This is a genomic window from Methanolobus vulcani, from assembly GCF_900100715.1.
GTDB lineage: Archaea > Halobacteriota > Methanosarcinia > Methanosarcinales > Methanosarcinaceae > Methanolobus > Methanolobus vulcani.
Genome location: NZ_FNCA01000011.1, coordinates 84,042 through 101,079, shown reverse-complemented (window position 1 = coordinate 101,079; position 17,038 = coordinate 84,042). Strand labels below are relative to the sequence as shown.

At 41.0% G+C, this 17,038-nt stretch carries 15 protein-coding genes, 1 tRNA gene and 1 rRNA gene; 10 read left to right on the top strand and 7 right to left on the bottom strand.

The features are described 5' to 3' along the window. Positions 1–242, bottom strand: a 16S ribosomal RNA gene (locus BLP52_RS13150); the annotation flags it as partial. A gap of 631 nt (positions 243–873) precedes the next feature. Here BLP52_RS13150 and eif1A point away from each other — a divergent pair. The 4 genes from eif1A (at position 874) to BLP52_RS13125 (ending at position 3,344) form a co-directional block, all read left to right on the top strand. Further along, a complete protein-coding gene (gene eif1A, locus BLP52_RS13140; protein ID WP_091710944.1) occupies positions 874–1,191 on the top strand; it encodes a translation initiation factor eIF-1A in 318 nt (105 codons plus the stop codon). Positions 1,192–1,198: 7 nt separating this feature from the next. Further along, the gene (locus BLP52_RS13135) at positions 1,199–2,008 is read left to right on the top strand and encodes a serine protein kinase RIO (RefSeq protein ID WP_091710943.1); all 810 of its coding nucleotides are present in this window, start codon (positions 1,199–1,201) and stop codon (positions 2,006–2,008) included. 19 nt (positions 2,009–2,027) lie between these two features. After that, positions 2,028–2,564, top strand: coding sequence for a KH domain-containing protein (locus BLP52_RS13130; protein WP_202905794.1), 537 nt, complete (start codon positions 2,028–2,030; stop codon positions 2,562–2,564). An 84-nt stretch (positions 2,565–2,648) separates the two neighbouring features. After that, complete coding sequence (locus tag BLP52_RS13125) at positions 2,649–3,344, top strand: DUF1614 domain-containing protein (RefSeq protein WP_091710941.1); 696 nt, start codon at positions 2,649–2,651, stop codon at positions 3,342–3,344. On the opposite strand, the gene BLP52_RS13120 is transcribed toward BLP52_RS13125, so the two are convergent. Next, positions 3,327–4,232, bottom strand: coding sequence for an RAD55 family ATPase (locus BLP52_RS13120; protein ID WP_091710940.1), 906 nt, complete (start codon positions 4,230–4,232; stop codon positions 3,327–3,329). The two genes, BLP52_RS13125 and BLP52_RS13120, sit on opposite strands and share 18 nt — an antisense overlap. A gap of 84 nt (positions 4,233–4,316) precedes the next feature. Beyond that, entirely contained in the window at positions 4,317–5,687 is a 1,371-nt protein-coding gene (locus tag BLP52_RS13115; protein ID WP_091710939.1) for a dihydroorotase, read from the bottom strand. 282 nt (positions 5,688–5,969) lie between these two features. On the opposite strand from BLP52_RS13115, the gene BLP52_RS13110 reads away from it, so the two are divergent. The 6 genes from BLP52_RS13110 to phoU (BLP52_RS13085) all read left to right on the top strand — a co-directional run bounded on the left by BLP52_RS13110 (position 5,970) and on the right by phoU (BLP52_RS13085) (position 11,033). Further along, positions 5,970–6,839 carry a PstS family phosphate ABC transporter substrate-binding protein gene (locus tag BLP52_RS13110; RefSeq protein WP_238380839.1) on the top strand — a complete coding sequence of 290 codons (870 nt, stop codon included), beginning with the start codon at positions 5,970–5,972 and terminating at the stop codon, positions 6,837–6,839. A gap of 24 nt (positions 6,840–6,863) precedes the next feature. Beyond that, positions 6,864–7,751 (top strand): phosphate ABC transporter permease subunit PstC, encoded by an 888-nt coding sequence (gene pstC, locus BLP52_RS13105; RefSeq protein ID WP_091710937.1) that lies wholly within the window; start codon positions 6,864–6,866, stop codon positions 7,749–7,751. A 5-nt stretch (positions 7,752–7,756) separates the two neighbouring features. Next, positions 7,757–8,614: a phosphate ABC transporter permease PstA gene (gene pstA, locus BLP52_RS13100; protein ID WP_091710936.1), complete on the top strand. Its 858-nt coding sequence runs from the start codon at positions 7,757–7,759 to the stop codon at positions 8,612–8,614. Between the two features lie 41 nt (positions 8,615–8,655). Continuing rightward, complete coding sequence (gene pstB / locus BLP52_RS13095; protein ID WP_091710935.1) at positions 8,656–9,426, top strand: phosphate ABC transporter ATP-binding protein PstB; 771 nt, start codon at positions 8,656–8,658, stop codon at positions 9,424–9,426. Positions 9,427–9,432: 6 nt separating this feature from the next. After that, the gene (phoU, locus tag BLP52_RS13090) at positions 9,433–10,083 is read left to right on the top strand and encodes a phosphate signaling complex protein PhoU (protein ID WP_091710934.1); all 651 of its coding nucleotides are present in this window, start codon (positions 9,433–9,435) and stop codon (positions 10,081–10,083) included. A gap of 299 nt (positions 10,084–10,382) precedes the next feature. Beyond that, positions 10,383–11,033, top strand: coding sequence for a phosphate signaling complex protein PhoU (gene phoU / locus BLP52_RS13085; RefSeq protein WP_091710933.1), 651 nt, complete (start codon positions 10,383–10,385; stop codon positions 11,031–11,033). A gap of 20 nt (positions 11,034–11,053) precedes the next feature. On the opposite strand, the gene BLP52_RS13080 is transcribed toward phoU (BLP52_RS13085), so the two are convergent. From BLP52_RS13080 to BLP52_RS13065, 4 genes are all read right to left on the bottom strand, one after another. Next, the gene (locus BLP52_RS13080; protein WP_091710932.1) at positions 11,054–13,777 is read right to left on the bottom strand and encodes a DNA-directed DNA polymerase; all 2,724 of its coding nucleotides are present in this window, start codon (positions 13,775–13,777) and stop codon (positions 11,054–11,056) included. A gap of 64 nt (positions 13,778–13,841) precedes the next feature. Further along, a tRNA-Met gene (locus tag BLP52_RS13075) sits at positions 13,842–13,952 on the bottom strand. A 96-nt stretch (positions 13,953–14,048) separates the two neighbouring features. After that, entirely contained in the window at positions 14,049–14,603 is a 555-nt protein-coding gene (locus BLP52_RS13070) for a hypothetical protein (RefSeq protein ID WP_091710931.1), read from the bottom strand. 78 nt (positions 14,604–14,681) lie between these two features. Then, on the bottom strand, positions 14,682–16,727 hold the full coding sequence (locus BLP52_RS13065; RefSeq protein ID WP_091710930.1) for an S-layer protein domain-containing protein: 2,046 nt from the start codon (positions 16,725–16,727) through the stop codon (positions 14,682–14,684). Positions 16,728–17,038 lie beyond the last annotated feature (311 nt).

Sequence of the window (17,038 nt, the reverse complement as noted above, 5' to 3'; positions counted from 1 at the left end):
CTACACCCACTACTACCTGATAGACCGCAGATTCATCCTAAGGCACCGGAGCTTTGAATCACAGAACATTCCAGTATCTATGATTTATCAGGGATTATCACCAGTTTCCCGGAGTTATACCTGACCTTAGGGCAGATTATCCACGTGTTACTGAGCAGTACGCCATGTTCACGAAGAACATTTGACTCGCATGGCTTAATCGAATACTGATAGCAGTGACCTCTGGCAGGATCAACCAGAATTGTTGTTGATCACACACAAAATATTTGGAAGTCATTTAGGAATCAGTCGGAAAGAACTCTCTTTGAGAGAATATTTCCTATTTGCACATAAGTTTGGTTAATTCCTTAATTGTTTGTAGTTATACACTACCGGTCAGAATTAACCGAACTGCCAAATCCAACGTCAGACAGAAAAAACTTCTGTCTCCACTTGTAAGGCGGTGATTGTAAGTGTTTTCGCGCGATTTGCGCGGACTCCTTCAAAGGTCACCATTGTATATAAGGCTTTCGAACGCTGGGTTCGAAGCCAAAGGATGGCCCTTTGGAGCATATCAGAATGCTCATATTTCCACTCGGATTTCATATTTATGATTTCATCCTATATGGAGTTTGTGGCATCGCCATAATACACACTGCCTAATTGACAGAAAAGTGTTCATGACCCTTCCAAGCTACCTTGGAGGGAATTCATACATACCATTCATACTATATAAACCTAACGTATTTAATTAATTTGACTGCAATACAAATATGCAGATTGATGATAATACAATAAAAAAGAACAAAAACATAAACAAAAGCAAAGCTACGCAAGCTTTAACAATATAAGTGACATAGCAGTACTCACCCAAAAAATGCAAGAGGGATAAGCTTGCAGTACAAGAAAAGAAACAATGTTCCAGACACAGGCGAAGTCACAAGAGTTCGCACCCCGCGCAAGGAAAACAACGAAATTCTAGCCACCGTAGAAAACATGCTAGGAGCAAATCACGTAAAGCTCAGATGTATGGATGGCGTCGTGAGGATGGGCAGAATTCCCGGATCAATGAAAAAGAAAACATGGATACGGGAAGGAGATATTGTAATTGCAGTCCCCTGGGACTTCCAGAACGAGAAAGCAGACGTAATATGGAAATATACACGTCCACAGGTAAACTGGCTTGAACGCAAGGGATACCTGAAAGGATAAGCAGAACATGAAAAAAGAAGTTACAAGCAAAGTTAAACGTATTGACACCAGAGTCGACAAACTAAGGATGAAACGCAAAGATACTGATACTCTAAAAGTAAAAGAGAATGTCTTTGACGAACCAACCTTAAAGACCCTTTATACATTATCTAATAAAGGAATAATAGAAGCCATTGGAGGATCCATCAGCACAGGAAAAGAGGCAAACGTATTCCTTGCTGAAGATACGGAAAAAGACATAGCTGTGAAGATATACAGAATATCTTCAAGCACCTTCAATTCAATGGAGGACTACATCCTCGGAGACCCACGTTTTAGAAACGTGAGGCATTCAAAACGTGACATAATATTTGCATGGACAAAAAAAGAACAAAGAAACCTTGTACGTGCAAAAGAAGCAGGCCTTAAAGTGCCTGAACCCTTTGTGGCAGAGCGAAACATCCTTGTGATGGAATTTATGGGAGAAGACGGAATACCATACCCCCAACTAAAAGATTACAGGATGGAAAAAGAAACCGCAAAGGAAGCATTCGACACGATCATCAATTACATTGATCTCCTGTACAACGAAGCAAACCTTGTTCATGGAGACCTAAGCGAGTATAACATACTCATAATCCCCGAAACTGAAGAGCCCGTATTCATAGATATGGGTCAGTCCGTAACCCGGGAGCATCCCCGATCAATAGAATTCCTGATAAGAGACATTGAGAATATAACACGCTATTTCAAAAAATATAGCATTAGCGCAGATCCACACGAACTGTACAAATTGATCAGGAACAAAGAAGCGAAAAACGAAGAAAATGACCTATAACTTACAAAGGTAGACAATTATGACACACATCAAAGTTCCTAAAGACAGAGTTGGCGCAATAATAGGACCAAAGGGCCGCGTCAAACAGATAATAGAAGAGAAATCAACAGCAAGTCTGGACATTGACAGTGAAGAAGGAACTGTAGAGATCATACCAGGAGATGACGCAGTCGGAGCCATGAAGGCAGAAGATGTTATCAATGCAATTGCAAGAGGATTTAATCCGGACAAGACATTCACAATGTTTGATGATGACATGCTGATGCTTGAAGTCATTGATCTCTCAAAACACACAGGAACCCAAAAAGAACTGTTGCGCCTTAAAGGAAGAATTATAGGGAAAGGCGGCAAGACCCGTGAGATAACTGAAAGGTTGATAGGCGTGAAAATGTCAGTCTATGGAAAGACAGTTAGTGTGATCGGCACTCCCGAACAAAATCAGATAGCTAGAACCGCAATTGAGATGCTAATTGAAGGAGCGAATCACGGAAGCGTTTACAGCTACCTGGAAAAGAAAAGACAGGAATTGCTCCAATCACAGCTTGATTACTATTAAATTACCAACATTTTGAGATATACGAATAGTATATCTCACCAAAAATATTAAAGCTCTCAAACCCTAATAACTATCGGAGGACAGATGAGAGGATATACTAACATTTCCGAGATTAGGACATACGCAGCTTTTGTATTGATTCTGCTCCCCACAGCAGCCCTTTGTTATAAAGGACACCTTGCACTTGGAACAATAAGTTCCCTTGCACTAATGATCATCCTTTTTGCCATGATTCTTGGTTCAATTGTTGAAATACCATTGATCAACACACGAACCAAAAAACCAGAACAATTATTCAGATATGCACCAATCCTTGAAGATATATATTCAGTCCCGGTTGTAAAAGAACTGAACATTGGCAAAGACAGGGTTTTTACCACAAGAATAACAGCAAACCTCGGCGGAGCAATTATTCCTGCACTTGCAACAGTTTACCTCTTGCTGACCCAGCCAAACAACACAGCACTGGAAATTATGCTTATTGTTGTTGTTGCAGTTAGCCTTCTTTCAGAAATGATAGGTGGAATAGGACTAATAATACCAGATTACATTGGCCTTATCGCATTACCATTCTCGTTGATAGTCTCTCCGGAAAATGCCGCATCTGTCACATTCATAGCAGGCGTTGGCGGAATACTAACAGGAAACATAATCTCAGTACTTACATTCAATAAAGAGAGAACAGGTAGCGCCTTTATCAGCATTGGTGGCGCTGGTAGCTATAAAGCTATATATCTGACAACAATTGTTGCCAGTTTAATATCATACTTCGTCTATTGACATTCCAAGTCTTTCAGCTCTGCGCTTTTCAATTCTATCCTGCAGAACCTTTGAAGGAATGTTGAGAGCCCTGTATTTGGCGATACCATTGTTCGTGAACCTGAATGGCTGAGGCGTGTGGTCCACACGTGTTGCCCTCATCTTCTGAACTGCCATCACAGGCATAGGAGTTGTATCAATATCATTTGTCTGAATGAAATCAAGGAAAACAACACCATCACCCAGGAAATCAAAATCATCATACTCTTTTACTTCTATTCCATGGGATTTCTCAGTTACAAGAATAGCAGTGGTCAGGTTCTTCTTTAGCAAACGATGAAGTCCGCGCCATGAAGTTGAAGTGCGGAAATCACTTGGTGCCGTAAGAACATTCATAGAGTCAAAAACAACCCTTTCTGGCTTGTGTGAATCTATTATCTCCATCATTTCCTCTGATGTCAACATGGAGATTCCGAATATTTCAAGATAACCATCATCAATGAACTTACCGACATCCCACCCAAATCTTGCAAAATGTTGGACTAATTGTTGCGCCCTCTCCTCAAATGAGAAAAAGATACATCGTTCACCATTCTTTACACCCTCTATGAGATACTGCATTGAAAAAGTAGTCTTGCCAGTACCTGGAGGACCGGTCACAACGACAGCGAACCCTTTAGGGAATCCACCCTCCAGAAAATCATCCAATCCTGGAATTCCAGTTGTGACTCTCTTGATGATACGGTCGATATTCTGAGTATCAAGCTTGGCCTTGAAACGAGTAGAATCAAGATTAAGCAGTGCCTTTTCAAGTACAACATTCTTTGCACCAAGTTCTTTTTCGTATCGCTCAAGAACCTTAATAGCGTCTGCGCTTAACGTAGTATGAATGGGGAATTTGGTTTTCATCACACCACCATATGTACACAATAGGTGATTATATATTTAAAATGTTATGGTATTGTGAACACACATTCTAAATTATGAACATATCTATTCAGAGTCATCTGACGTGAAACCTCTACCCGGAAGGAAATTTCCCCGGCCTCTTGGTGCAATAATGTCACCATCCCATACAAGTTCACCACGGGCAATAGTATATTCCGGGAAAATACCATCCATACCTTCATAGGGGGTCCATCCTGCCTTACTATGAAGATCATCGCCCTTGATCTCACTGACCTTGGAATGATCAACTATAATGATATCAGCATCATAGCCTTCAGCAAATACTCCTTTTGAGAAACGGTTCAGTCCGAATATCCTTGCAGGATTCTTACTTGTCACATCGATCATGCGCCCCAAGGGCAGAAGATTTCTTTTAACTGCAACTAGCATCAATGGGATCAAAGTTTCAACGCCAGGAACCCCGGAAGGTGCACTCTTGATATCGACATCTTTTTCAGCTTCAGTATGTGGTGCGTGATCCGATGCAACTACATCAATAGTACCATCATTCAAGGAGTTCAGCAGCATCTTTACACTTCTACGATCCCTTAGAGGTGGATTCATTCGACCAAATGAACCAAGACGATCCCAGTCTTTGGTCGAAAGGAACAGATGATGAGGCGCAGCTTCACTTGTAATTGTAGGTGCAATACCATCTTTAGAATCAAGATAGCGTTCCTTGCGCAGAAGTCCCACAGATTCCATGGCACTTATATGACAGAAATGTGCCTTTACACCGTTCTTTCGTATCAGTTTGATAGCCTTCTCAACGGCAAGTGCCTCACAATAATTTGGACGTGCGCGGGAGTGAGAATCCGGTGCATAGTCATTCTTAAGGAAAGCCTCGCATTCCAGCCTGATCTTGTCATCTTCCGCATGAATACATGGTAACGCATCAAGTTGTTTTAGCACAGCTAGTGCTTCATCAAGGCATTTTTCATCAATATTAAGAGCACCAGTCGATTCAGCCATGAAGATCTCACCAAAGGCAGTGGCACCACTCTTCCATAGTTCAGGAAGTTTTCCAATATTCCCTGTTACCCCACCATAAAGTCCGAAATCAACTATAGAATTGCGGTTTGCGATCTTAAGTTTGTTCTTAAATGTCTTCTTATCAATAGTCGGAGGAATTGTATTTGGATGATCGATCACAGTAGTTATACCACCTGCTGCTGCGGAGCAGGATCCTGTATACCAGTCTTCTTTTTCAATCAAACCAGGGTCACGGAAATGGACATGAACATCAATTCCGGCAGGAAGAGTAAGTGAACCCCTGGCATCAATAATCTGGTTCAGACGCTGAACATCTATCTCTTTTGCAATACGGGATATCTTTCCATTCTCAATAAGCACCTCTGCAGGTTGAAGATAATTATTGACGAAGACTTTGGTGTTCTTGATAAGAATATCAGGCATAGAATCCTATATTCCTATAGAAGTATATGCTTTTTATGATAGACAGAGAGAAATAAAATATTGTATGACTATATAGCTAAATAGTACCTATATAGACAATATACAAGAGTACTGGGAATATAGGAGTATATATTGTACTTACATAACCCTTATGTATTGATTTTGTAATGGTTCACTGACAAGTTAAAACAGTATTAAAAAAACAGTATTAAAAATAGAATGGTGAACCAATATATGATATCCAGAAAACTATTTAAAAACATTACAATTTTTTCTGTTGTGATGGTAATTATTGCAACTGCATTCATTGGAATTGGATGTGTTGATAACGGAGGTACTACCACAACAGAACAAACATCACCTGCAGATGCAGGAACTACTGAAAACACAGTTTCAGGAGAACTCAGCATCACTGGATCAACTACCGTATTACCACTTTCCACACTCGAAGCTGAAGAATTCATGAATACCTACCCAGATGCAATTCTCACCGTAAAAGGCGGAGGATCAGGAGTAGGAATTGCTGCACTTATTGACGGCACCACTGACATTGCTCAGGCTTCAAGAGAGATCAAACAATCCGAGATTGAAAACGCAAATGCTAACAACGTCAATCCAGTAGAACATGCAATTGCATGGGACGGAATAGCTGTTGTGGTTAACCCGGAGAACACAGTCACAGAACTCACCTTTGATCAGCTCAGAGGTATCTTCAATGGAACCATAACAAACTGGGCAGATGTCGGAGGAGCAGATTCAGAGATCAGTGTTGTAGGCCGTGACAGTTCCTCTGGAACATATGAATATTTCAAAGAATCCGTACTCGGTGAAGAAAGCTATTCAGAAAACGCACTTGCACTTTCAGACAATGGACTTGTAAAGGAAAGCGTAGCAGGTAACCCGCAGGCAATCGGATACATAGGTTATGCATACCTTGATGAAAACGTAAAAGCAGTTTCAGTTAATGCAGGAGATGGATTTATAGAAGCTACCCCTGAGAACATTAAGAGCGGAACATACCCACTTGCAAGACAACTCTATTACTACACCAATGGAGAACCAACAGGACTTGCAAAAGAATACATAGACTATGTGTTCAGTTCCACAGGACAGGCAATTGTTTCTGAATCCGGATATTTCCCAATTAACTAAAAATAACCACGCTTTAGAGGACAGATGTTGAACAGAAATATAAAAGAAAAGGGCATAGAGTCACTGCTTTTTGCAGCCGGTGCGACGGCAGTGATAGCCCTTTTCCTTCTTTGTATATTTTTATTTAGGGAAGGAGCACTCCTATTTGAAAATTATCCGGTTAGCAGTTTTTTAACCGATACAAAATGGCTACCCACAGCCACTAAACCCCAATACGGACTTTTACCACTACTTCTGGGATCATTTGTAGTAACTGTCGGGTCAATATTATTCTCAGTTCCCTTAGGTATCGCATCAGCTATTTATATATCAGAAATTGCCGATCCTAAAATAGCAAATGTCCTGAAACCAGTTACAGAGATACTTGCAGGCATTCCATCTGTAGTATATGGATTTTTTGGCCTTGTGATACTTGTGCCCATCGTTCAGAAAACCCTGAGTCTGCCTACAGGACAGACAGCACTCACAGGTTCCATTATGCTTGGAATAATGGCACTTCCCACAATCATATCAATATCAGAAGATGCTATAAGCTCAGTACCAAGAAGCATAAAAGAAGGATCGCTTGCGCTTGGTTCTACAGAATGGCAAACCATCTATAAAGTCACAGTCCCGGCAGCCCTTTCGGGAATTTCAGCAGCGGTTATGCTTGGAATTGGAAGAGCTATTGGCGAGACAATGACTGTCATGATGGTTTCAGGAAATTCAGCGATAATACCTGGATTCCCTTCCGGCCTTTTTGAATCAGTAAGAACCATGACAGCCACAATAGCCTTAGAAATGGGAGAAGTCCCACAGGGAAGCGACCACTTCCATGCACTTTTTGCAATCGGTTCTGTACTTTTCATTACTACTTTTATAATTAATATAATTGCAAATTACATAAAAAGGAGATATAGATTCAGTCTGTGATAACCATGTTCTCCAATGCAAAACTTAATGAAAAAATAGCCTTTGCACTATTGAAAGTTGCAATGGCCATGGTTATTGCTTTTGTCGTAATAATCCTGTATGACATCATATCCAACGGGTATGGTATCCTGAGTATTGAATTTATTACCAGTGCTCCAAGAAAAGGAATGACACAGGGAGGAATTTTCCCTGCAATCGTAGGAACAACCTATTTGATAATGGGTTCGATGATCGTTGCCCTCCCGCTAGGAATACTGGCTGCTATTTACCTAACAGAATATGCCCAGCCCGGAAAAACAACATGGATGATCGAGATGGCAATAAATAACCTTGCGGGTACACCGTCCGTTGTATTCGGACTATTTGGTCTTGCAATATTTGTCAAATATTTTGGTTTTGGCGACTCGATTCTTTCTGCATCCTTAACACTTGCATTATTGATACTTCCGATTATCATAAGAGCAAGTCAGGAGGCTCTTCTGACTGTTCCAAAAGAGTACAGAGAAGCCTCACTCGCACTAGGTGTCACGAAATGGGAGACTATCAGAAAAGTTGTCCTTCCTGCTGCAATTCCGGGAGTTGTGACCGGTGCAATATTGGGAGTTGGACGAGTTGCAGGAGAAACTGCACCGATTCTGCTTACTGGTGCGGCTTATTTTTATCCAAGGCTTCCAAGTACCATATTTTCACAGTTCATGGCACTTCCATATCATCTTTATGTACTTGCCACTGCAGGAACAAATATCTCCCAAACAAGGCCCATACAATATGGTACAGCATTAATACTACTCCTGCTGGTATTGTTTGTAAATGTTATCGCAGTTACGATCAGATCTCACTATAGAAAGAAACTTAAAAGATGATGAAATCCCTACAATTTTACACAAAATCAAGAGGATAACATATGCCAGAAACTTACGAAAACGGTACCGAAATTGAGGTGAAGAACCTTAACCTCTGGTATGGAGATAACCATGCACTCCATGACATATCAATCGATATCCCTAAGAACAGCGTCACCGCCTTCATTGGGCCTTCAGGATGTGGTAAATCCACTTTCCTCAGATGCCTTAACAGGATGAATGACCTCATTCCAAGTTGTAGGATAGAAGGACACGTCAACGTTAGTGGAGAAGACATATACTCCAGAGAAACAGACGTTGTTGATCTTAGAAAGAAAGTAGGAATGGTTTTCCAGAAACCAAATCCATTCCCAATGTCAATATTTGATAATATATCCTATGGACCCAAGATCCATGGCATGAGCAAAAAAGAGATGCCATCAATAGTTGAGAATGCACTCAAGTCAGGGGCACTCTGGGAAGAAATAGCAGACCGACTTGATGCCTCGGCTCTCGACCTTAGTGGTGGTCAGCAGCAAAGACTGTGTATCGCAAGAACACTTGCAGTAAAACCAGAAGTGATACTCTTTGATGAACCTTGCAGTGCACTGGACCCTATATCCACAAGTAAGATAGAAGATCTCATATTAGAACTAAAAAAGGATTATACGATTGTCATTGTAACACATAATATGCAACAGGCTGCCAGAATATCAGACTATACAGCATTTTTCCTGCTTGGGGACCTCATTGAATTTGGAAAAACTAATCAAATATTTGAGAATCCACAGAAAAAGGAAACTGAAGATTATATCACTGGCAGATTCGGGTGAGGCTAAATGACAAGGGACTTATTTCAGCAAAATATGGGGACGCTTAAAGGATACATTATTGAAATGGGTGAGTTATCCAGTGAAGCAATACTCGGGGCTATTCAGGTACTCAAAACCCAGGATGCAGAACTGGCAGATATTATATATCAAGGTGATGAGATAATTGACAACTATGAACTAAAAGTTGAAAAATGTACCACACAATTGATAGCGCGCCAGAACCCAACAGCAGGAGATATGAGGCTGATCATTTCCTGCTTCAAGATAGCTATTGACCTGGAGAGAATGAGTGACCTGGCAGTAGATATTGCCAACGTTGCTAAATGCATGGAAAAAAAACATGAAGAGCACCTGGACAATATTCTGAAGATGGCTGAAATATGTGATGAGATGCTAAATCAGACAATCAAAGCCTTTGAAACACTTGACCACGAACTGGCAGCATCTACAGCCCTGAAGGACGAAGAAGTCGATAAGTTATTCTACGGAACCCAAAACAGGCTTATTGAAGCGATGATAGAAGATAAAGCTCTCATCACCAATGCATCACATCTTTTACTGGTACTCCGATACCTTGAAAGGTTTGGAGATCATGCATGCAACATTTGTGAGAGTATTGTTTATGTGGCCACTGGCCAGAGAGTCAATCTCAATTGATGACTAAAAATAAACCCATATAGCCAAAATTACAGATTCAAAGCTTATACAAAAAATGCTTGGGTCTTCATTTTTTGTTAATTAGAGATATCAGAATTATCTGAAAGATTCATAAAAAAGGAAACTAAATAAGACTACATACCACATAGTATATAGTAAATAATATAATAATACAATAATATATTAGCATAATAATAAGATATGAAAAGAAATCATATGATGCAAAAGCAATCAACATATATAACAAATATATAAAATCATGATAAAAGAGATCTATATAACAAAATCAGGGTGGATTAATGACACGTACAAAATACCATGAAAGTCTTGATAGTTTGAGAAGTGATGTGAAAGAAATGGGAACGTTGGCGCATGAAGCCATTGACAACTCAATAAAAGCTCTGAAAGAGCTTGATAAAGAGCTGGCAAAAAGTGTAATAGAAGGAGACCAGCCAATTGATGATTATGAAATGAAAATTGAAAGATCAATTTCCCAAATAATTGCACTTCAAAGCCCTACTGCAGGAGATATGAGATTCGTTACCTCTTGTCTAAAAATAGCAATCGATATTGAGAGAATGAGTGACTTGGCAGTGAATATTGCAGAGATTGCAGAAAGAATGGAAGGAAATCATGTCAAACCACTTGTAGATATCCCTAAAATGGCAGAAGTTGCCAGTGAAATGCTTGAACAGACAATGATAGCTTTTGAAACAAATGATGCAAAACTTGCTGAAGCTACTGCGAAAAAAGATGATGAGATAGACAGGGCGTTCTATTCCATTGAAAAAGAGCTCATAGAAATGATGGTAGCAGATGAAAGCATAATTACAAACGCATCACACCTTCTTTTCGTGCTCCGCTACATTGAAAGAATAGGAGATCACGCATGCAATATATGCGAAAGCATAGTCTATATTGCAGAAGCACAGAGAAAAGATCTCAATTGATCTAAATGTAATTGAAATATTTAAAAATCAAACAGCGAACTCTGTGATTTTTTGTTCACAGGCGTTTGCTGGATCTTTACTTCTGCTTCCTTTTGCTTAAACTTTTTAACAGGAGATTCTGGTGGCTTGTCTGAGAAATCAAACAAACCTTTTTGCTTTGAATCATAGTCAAGGTTAGCTATATCCACTCCAAAAACACCCAGAATCCGCTCTACCGGAGGCAACAACTGTTTTTTGATATAATAGTCCACATCAATGGGAATATTGTTCTCCTTGACGTATTCAGGGTCTTCAGCACGATTCACAAAAAGGTCTTTTCCTGCTACGATCACAAAAGGAATACGTTCTCCCACAGGAGGAGGAGTTCCGGTCCTTTCCTCAATTTTCTCCGCCACTGTCAGATGTGGTTGTTTATTCTTATAGCTGGTAGCTTTCTTGGAAAACATACGAGTCATGGTCAGATCTTCAATGATATCAGAATCTTTCTGAACATCGATATTTCTTACACCATCAACAACACTTCGAACATGTTGCACAGCAGCTTCTACATTACCTTCCTTAAGCACTAACTCAAGGATACGATTAAGAGTCTTGGATGTCAACTCACACCAATCTCTGCGCACCGTTTCCATACCCTTTACTTTTATACCGCCTTTCCATTCTTGTCCTGACCTTTCAAATACCCATATTGCATAACGCTTCTTTGCAATGAAAAGTGCACGTTTTGCAATCGATTCGAATTCTAATTCCATTGGATCGGGAAGAGAAGCTGAAACTGTTGCAGCGATCTTGCTGCCTACCAGCCCGGCATCATCAAGCGATATTTCCTGCCTGGAAGTGCACTGAACAAACACACTGTCAGTATCGCCATAAACTACTGAAAGGGACACCACGTGGTCGTTCGGTGCAATGGAGGACAATTCCTCTGTAAAATAAGCAGAATCATCTTTCAGAATAACTTTACTTATGCCACCATTGATAAGCGCACGTGTATTGAGAATGTTTTCCCTGCCAAAACTGGTTACAGCGTTTGCAAGAGTCAGACTGTAAAGTTTTGCGCGGGTATATCCAGAGTAACCATAAAAACTATTAAGCAGAATCTTCAGTGCAAGCTGAGTAGCATCAAGTACACGATATTCAGATTCATCTGATGCATCTTTCATTTTCTTCTTGGTCTCAACCCTTCTCAGAAGCAGGCTTTCAAGAATAGATGGCATAATACCTTTAGAGACATCTGCAGAAACAAACTCACCACCAGAAGGAGGAATTATAGTTTTACCTTCTTCAGGGCGATCCTGCTCCACGACAGTCGTATAACAGAGGTTATGTGCCATCATAATAGTGGGATACAGTGATTTATAATCAAGAATCACAACATTCTCAAGCAGGCCTTTTTTAGGTTCCAGCACTTCACCGCCTTTCAGACCCTCGCTGCTGCGATTCCTTATTGCTACAAGCTCATCACTTGGCTTTGGGGGAATAACCCTTCCTTGCTTACCATATTCTCTCAAAAGGAGATTATCAACCATTGAAGTCTGACCACCGTCGACAACTTCCTGCAGGAGAGAGCCACTAACCTGAGCCACTGCTATATGCTTATCAAGAAGACGAAGCTTCAGGATTAGTTCGATTGCAAGTTCTGAGTCCCTGCGTGCATAATCTATAAACTTTAGGAGCTTTTCACCATCATCTAGCCAGTATTCTTCCATCTCGGATGGCACAACATCCAATTTCTCCATGTCCAGTAGCTCTTTTGCCACGTTCCTCAGCGTATAACGCTTAAGACTGTACTGGCTTCTTATAAGTGGCAATGCATCCACAACAACCCTTCCAGGAATTGATACCATTGTCCTGTTGCCTATCTTGCGGTAACTCAGTACCCTCCCATCACGCCCGACTGTTGGTCTGACGGTTTCCCCGGCGTTCGACAGGACAGCAACCCTGTCAGCGATGTAAGGAATATCAAAATCATTTATGTTATAACCAGATACAATATCTGGATCATATTCCTGGAACAACTCAAAGAACCGGTTAAGCATCTGAGTCTCGGAATCAAAACTCAGGACATCATCATCTGAACCTTCTACTTTTTTTGATACCAGAACAAGAGTATCATGTCCATTGAACGCAGGACTGAAAGACATACTTACCATAATAACCGGAGATGACTCAGGCACAGGCATTGAACCATCTATGGGAAGACATTCAATGTCGAATGATACATGTTTAAGTGGAGCAATGGAGAGCTTTTCAGTTTCTCTGACAGAAGTTGCGGTGAAAATAGAATCACAATAAATATGATCGTTAGAGATAGGACTTTCTGAAATGCCCTCTGCTGTTACCCAGCCCATACCATGCAGATCCGTATCGATCATGAAACGGTTTCTAAAGAGGATATCAGTCTCATATACTTCTTTTGCACCAGGAAGAGTAAGGACATCGTCACGTATTTCAGGAACATTACGTGGTTCCATAGTAGTAATACGTAACATTGGTTTCTTTGATACCTGATAACCCACAGGTTCAAATTTTGGAACTATATCTACCTTTTTGATTACATCAAACCTTTCTTTCAACATAGTGGCAAGCTTATCGAGCTCTCCATCTGCATTCATATAGAAATAAGGTTCAAATCTCGGTACAAAACAACAGACGCTCTGTCCATCTTCAGCTCTACCAAAAAGACGGATCACAGGACCACTTTCATGCCCTATATAATCAGCGTCCAGTATCTGAAAGTTCATGACTATCCTTACAGGCTTGCAACATATATGCTTTGCGTTGAAGTAAAAGAAAAATAAGAAAGAGTGCCCGGAGCGTGACTCGAACACGCGACCTCCAGATATCTCAGGAGATTTTGGACGCACGGAATTTTATTCCCTATGAGTCTGGCGCCCCAACCAACTAGGCTATCCGGGCAGTGCAGCATGTAAAAGGGCAAAGTCATATTAAAGCGTATCGATTGAAACTAATGAAAAACGAAAATACTATTCCAAAAAATAGAATATGACCGGCCTAATAACCGGTTGATTCGACAAAAGTGCGCAAGAGTGCAGAATCATCTGTGGCACCACTTACTACAAATACAAAATTATCGTTATTCCAGAGATATACATACCTCGGAACATCCTGACCGCCAGAGACGACGTACTTTTTGATTATTGTAGAAGAATGACCATTAAATGATTCTTCAGTAAAGCGATCACCTGCAGGAAGTTCTTTGAACCCTGCTTTATATTGCGAAATGAGATTCTCCGCAGCAGTGGTATTATCCATCTCAATTACGTCAATATTGAAGTCAATTTTATCTGAATACTTATACAAGCCTTCTGCAGCGGACTTTATTCCTGCAGTAGCAACATAGTCTCTTTGAACATCCCCTATTGACATAGAAGGAGCACCCATATACTCAAAACCTGCAGGAAGTTCGTTTACCACGATAAGTTCTTGTGGTGTTGTCAATACAACACTTGATGCTTCATTATCAGTGCTTTGGTTGTTATTCAGGCATCCAGATATTGAAACAAACAATACGAAAAGAGACATTATAATTAGTATTTTTTTAAGCATAGTCTGACCTCATAGTAGAAATCAATTTAAAAAAAAAAGAGTTCCAGAAGGGAATATCCCTTCTAGATATTATTTATCTTAGTTCCTTCTGACAAGGTATGCAACTGCAAGGAGACCAGCAACTGCGAAGACAGCTTCAAATCCTGGACTTGGCTGTTCTGTGCCTGTATCATTAGTTGTTGGCTGTTCAGTTGTTGGCTGCTCAGTTGTTGGCTGCTCAGTTGTTGGCTGCTCAGTTACATTCTCAGTTGGCTGCTCAGTTACATTCTCAGTTGGCTGCTCAGTGGTTGGTTCTGTTACTGTTGGCTCTGTTGTTGTACCTGTTGTAGATTCACCAATGGTCTTCTCTACGAATGGGTAGAACCTAAGTGTGTCAGAATCTGCAGTCTTGAACTTCATACCTTCTGCGATATCAATGTCCTTGTTCTTTGTAAGGGTTATTGAGTTATCGTTCTTGAGGGTAAGTGAGCTTGTACCGACTGTCTTGACCTTCATGTCGCCGAATGTGTCATCGGTCTGGATCTCGAGTATGCTGGAGTAGTCCATGAGCCAGACACCGTCGATTACAGCAAGGCTGTCGACCTGTCCCTGGAACACGTCAGTGACGTTGACCTTGAATACAGATACATCGTCCTCGCCTGCAACACCGTCTCTCTGGTAGTCCCAGGTCTGAGCGCCGTTTGTAAGGTCAAGTACTTCATCTTCCACGAACTCGCCGTCCTTGGTGAGCTCCATCCATACCTTCTTACCGTCAACATCTACCTGCTTGGCAGTGACTGCATAACCATCACCAAGATCAAGAGCGGAACCGGTCCTGAGAGTGTATTTCTGGTCCTCATCAAGGAGAAGCTTACCGAGCTTGTCAGGTGTTGTGGACTTCAGTGGGATGTATTTCTCAGCAAAAAGACCGAGAACATCGTACTGACCAAGAAGGTTTGGACTTGCATAATCTACGGATGCAATTGTGGTTGTATAGGTAAGGTTATCCTTGTCAATTGTGCGGCTGCTGCTACTTACAGTTGGCTGAAGGATGGTCAGAACCTCTGTTGAGATATTATCATCAAGGTCGTAGAAGAAACCTGCAAAGTTGGAGTAGTCCCATGATGTTACAGGGGTAGCTCCACCAGTACCGGTTGATACTGAACCACGGACATCATATGTACCTGCAGCGGTGTATTCTTTCATAAGGAAGAACCTGACATCATCAGAGTCTGCAGTCTGGAAATAGAGACCTTCTGCGATTGAGACTTTCTTGTTCTTTGTAAGGGTTATTGAGTTGTCGTTCTTAAGGGTAAGGTAGTTTGTACCTACTGTCTTGACCTTCAGATCACCGAATGTGTCATCGGTCTGGATCTCGAGTATGTTGGAGTAGTCCATGAGCCAAACACCGTCGATTACAGCAAGACTGTCGACCTGTCCCTGGAATACGTCAGTGACGTTGACCTTGAATACAGATACATCGTCCTCACCTGCAACACCGTCTCTCTGGTAGTCCCAGGTCTGAGCGCCGTTTGTAAGGTCAAGTACTTCATCTTCTACGAACTCGCCGTCCTTGGTAAGCTCCATCCATACCTTCTTACCGTCAACATCTACCTGCTTGGCAGTGACTGCATAGCCATCACCAAGATCAAGAGCGGAACCGGTCCTGAGAGTGTACTTCTGGTCTTCATCGAGGAGAAGCTTACCGAGCTTGTCCGGTGTTGTATCCTTCAGTGGGATGTACTTCTCAGCAAAAAGACCGAGAACATTGTACTGACCAAGAAGGTTTGGACTTGAATAGTTAACTAATGCGATGGATGTGTTGTAAACTACACCGTTCTTTGAGATGGTTCTGCCATCAACAAGGTCACCATCAGTGGCAGTATAGTTGTAAATCTTGAGTGACTCAGTGGATGTGTCATCATCAATGTCGTAGAAGAATCCAGCAAATGTCTGTGGTGTCATCTCAATATATGCAGATTTGAGTGTATCATTTCCAGCTGCTGAAGTCGCTATAATGTTATCAAGAGAAGAACCGTTGTAAACAGTACCCCTGACTTCAACAGAATTAGCTGCACTTGCAGGCACTATTAAAGTAGCTAATGCCACAAGAACAACCAATGCGATTGTTGTAAATCTTTTCATTATTTTCCTCCGTATTTATTCATGTAATAAAAGAGTGAGAATCAAAGAATAAAGCGAGCTTCGCCTTATTAGTCTTCTGGCCACAAACAAGACAGTTCGTTTATTGCCGAAGGAGACTTCATCACCCTCCTAATCCCGTCATATTGGATTACAAGTGTTCTATTAAACAATTGCCGTTTTAAATCTTTTGTGGTCTAAAACAGAACAATTATCGCATTGCATTGGCAAACATCGATGCATTCGACGGTAAATGTCGAACTCGTCATGAGATTTAAAGGGAAAAACAGACAAAAAATGAAATATTCTTCACT

Excerpts from the sequence above, each read along its gene's own strand:
- BLP52_RS13135 (WP_091710943.1), top strand. The coding sequence starts at position 1,199 with ATGAAAAAAGAAGTTACAAGCAAAGTTAAACGTATTGACACCAGAGTC.
- BLP52_RS13130 (WP_202905794.1), top strand. The coding sequence starts at position 2,028 with ATGACACACATCAAAGTTCCTAAAGACAGAGTTGGCGCAATAATAGGA.
- BLP52_RS13125 (WP_091710941.1), top strand. The coding sequence starts at position 2,649 with ATGAGAGGATATACTAACATTTCCGAGATTAGGACATACGCAGCTTTT.
- BLP52_RS13120 (WP_091710940.1), bottom strand. The coding sequence starts at position 4,232 with ATGAAAACCAAATTCCCCATTCATACTACGTTAAGCGCAGACGCTATT.
- BLP52_RS13115 (WP_091710939.1), bottom strand. The coding sequence starts at position 5,687 with ATGCCTGATATTCTTATCAAGAACACCAAAGTCTTCGTCAATAATTAT.
- BLP52_RS13110 (WP_238380839.1), top strand. The coding sequence starts at position 5,970 with ATGGTAATTATTGCAACTGCATTCATTGGAATTGGATGTGTTGATAAC.
- pstC (WP_091710937.1), top strand. The coding sequence starts at position 6,864 with ATGTTGAACAGAAATATAAAAGAAAAGGGCATAGAGTCACTGCTTTTT.
- pstA (WP_091710936.1), top strand. The coding sequence starts at position 7,757 with ATGTTCTCCAATGCAAAACTTAATGAAAAAATAGCCTTTGCACTATTG.
- pstB (WP_091710935.1), top strand. The coding sequence starts at position 8,656 with ATGCCAGAAACTTACGAAAACGGTACCGAAATTGAGGTGAAGAACCTT.
- phoU (WP_091710934.1), top strand. The coding sequence starts at position 9,433 with ATGACAAGGGACTTATTTCAGCAAAATATGGGGACGCTTAAAGGATAC.
- phoU (WP_091710933.1), top strand. The coding sequence starts at position 10,383 with ATGACACGTACAAAATACCATGAAAGTCTTGATAGTTTGAGAAGTGAT.
- BLP52_RS13080 (WP_091710932.1), bottom strand. The coding sequence starts at position 13,777 with ATGAACTTTCAGATACTGGACGCTGATTATATAGGGCATGAAAGTGGT.
- BLP52_RS13070 (WP_091710931.1), bottom strand. The coding sequence starts at position 14,603 with ATGCTTAAAAAAATACTAATTATAATGTCTCTTTTCGTATTGTTTGTT.
- BLP52_RS13065 (WP_091710930.1), bottom strand. The coding sequence starts at position 16,727 with ATGAAAAGATTTACAACAATCGCATTGGTTGTTCTTGTGGCATTAGCT.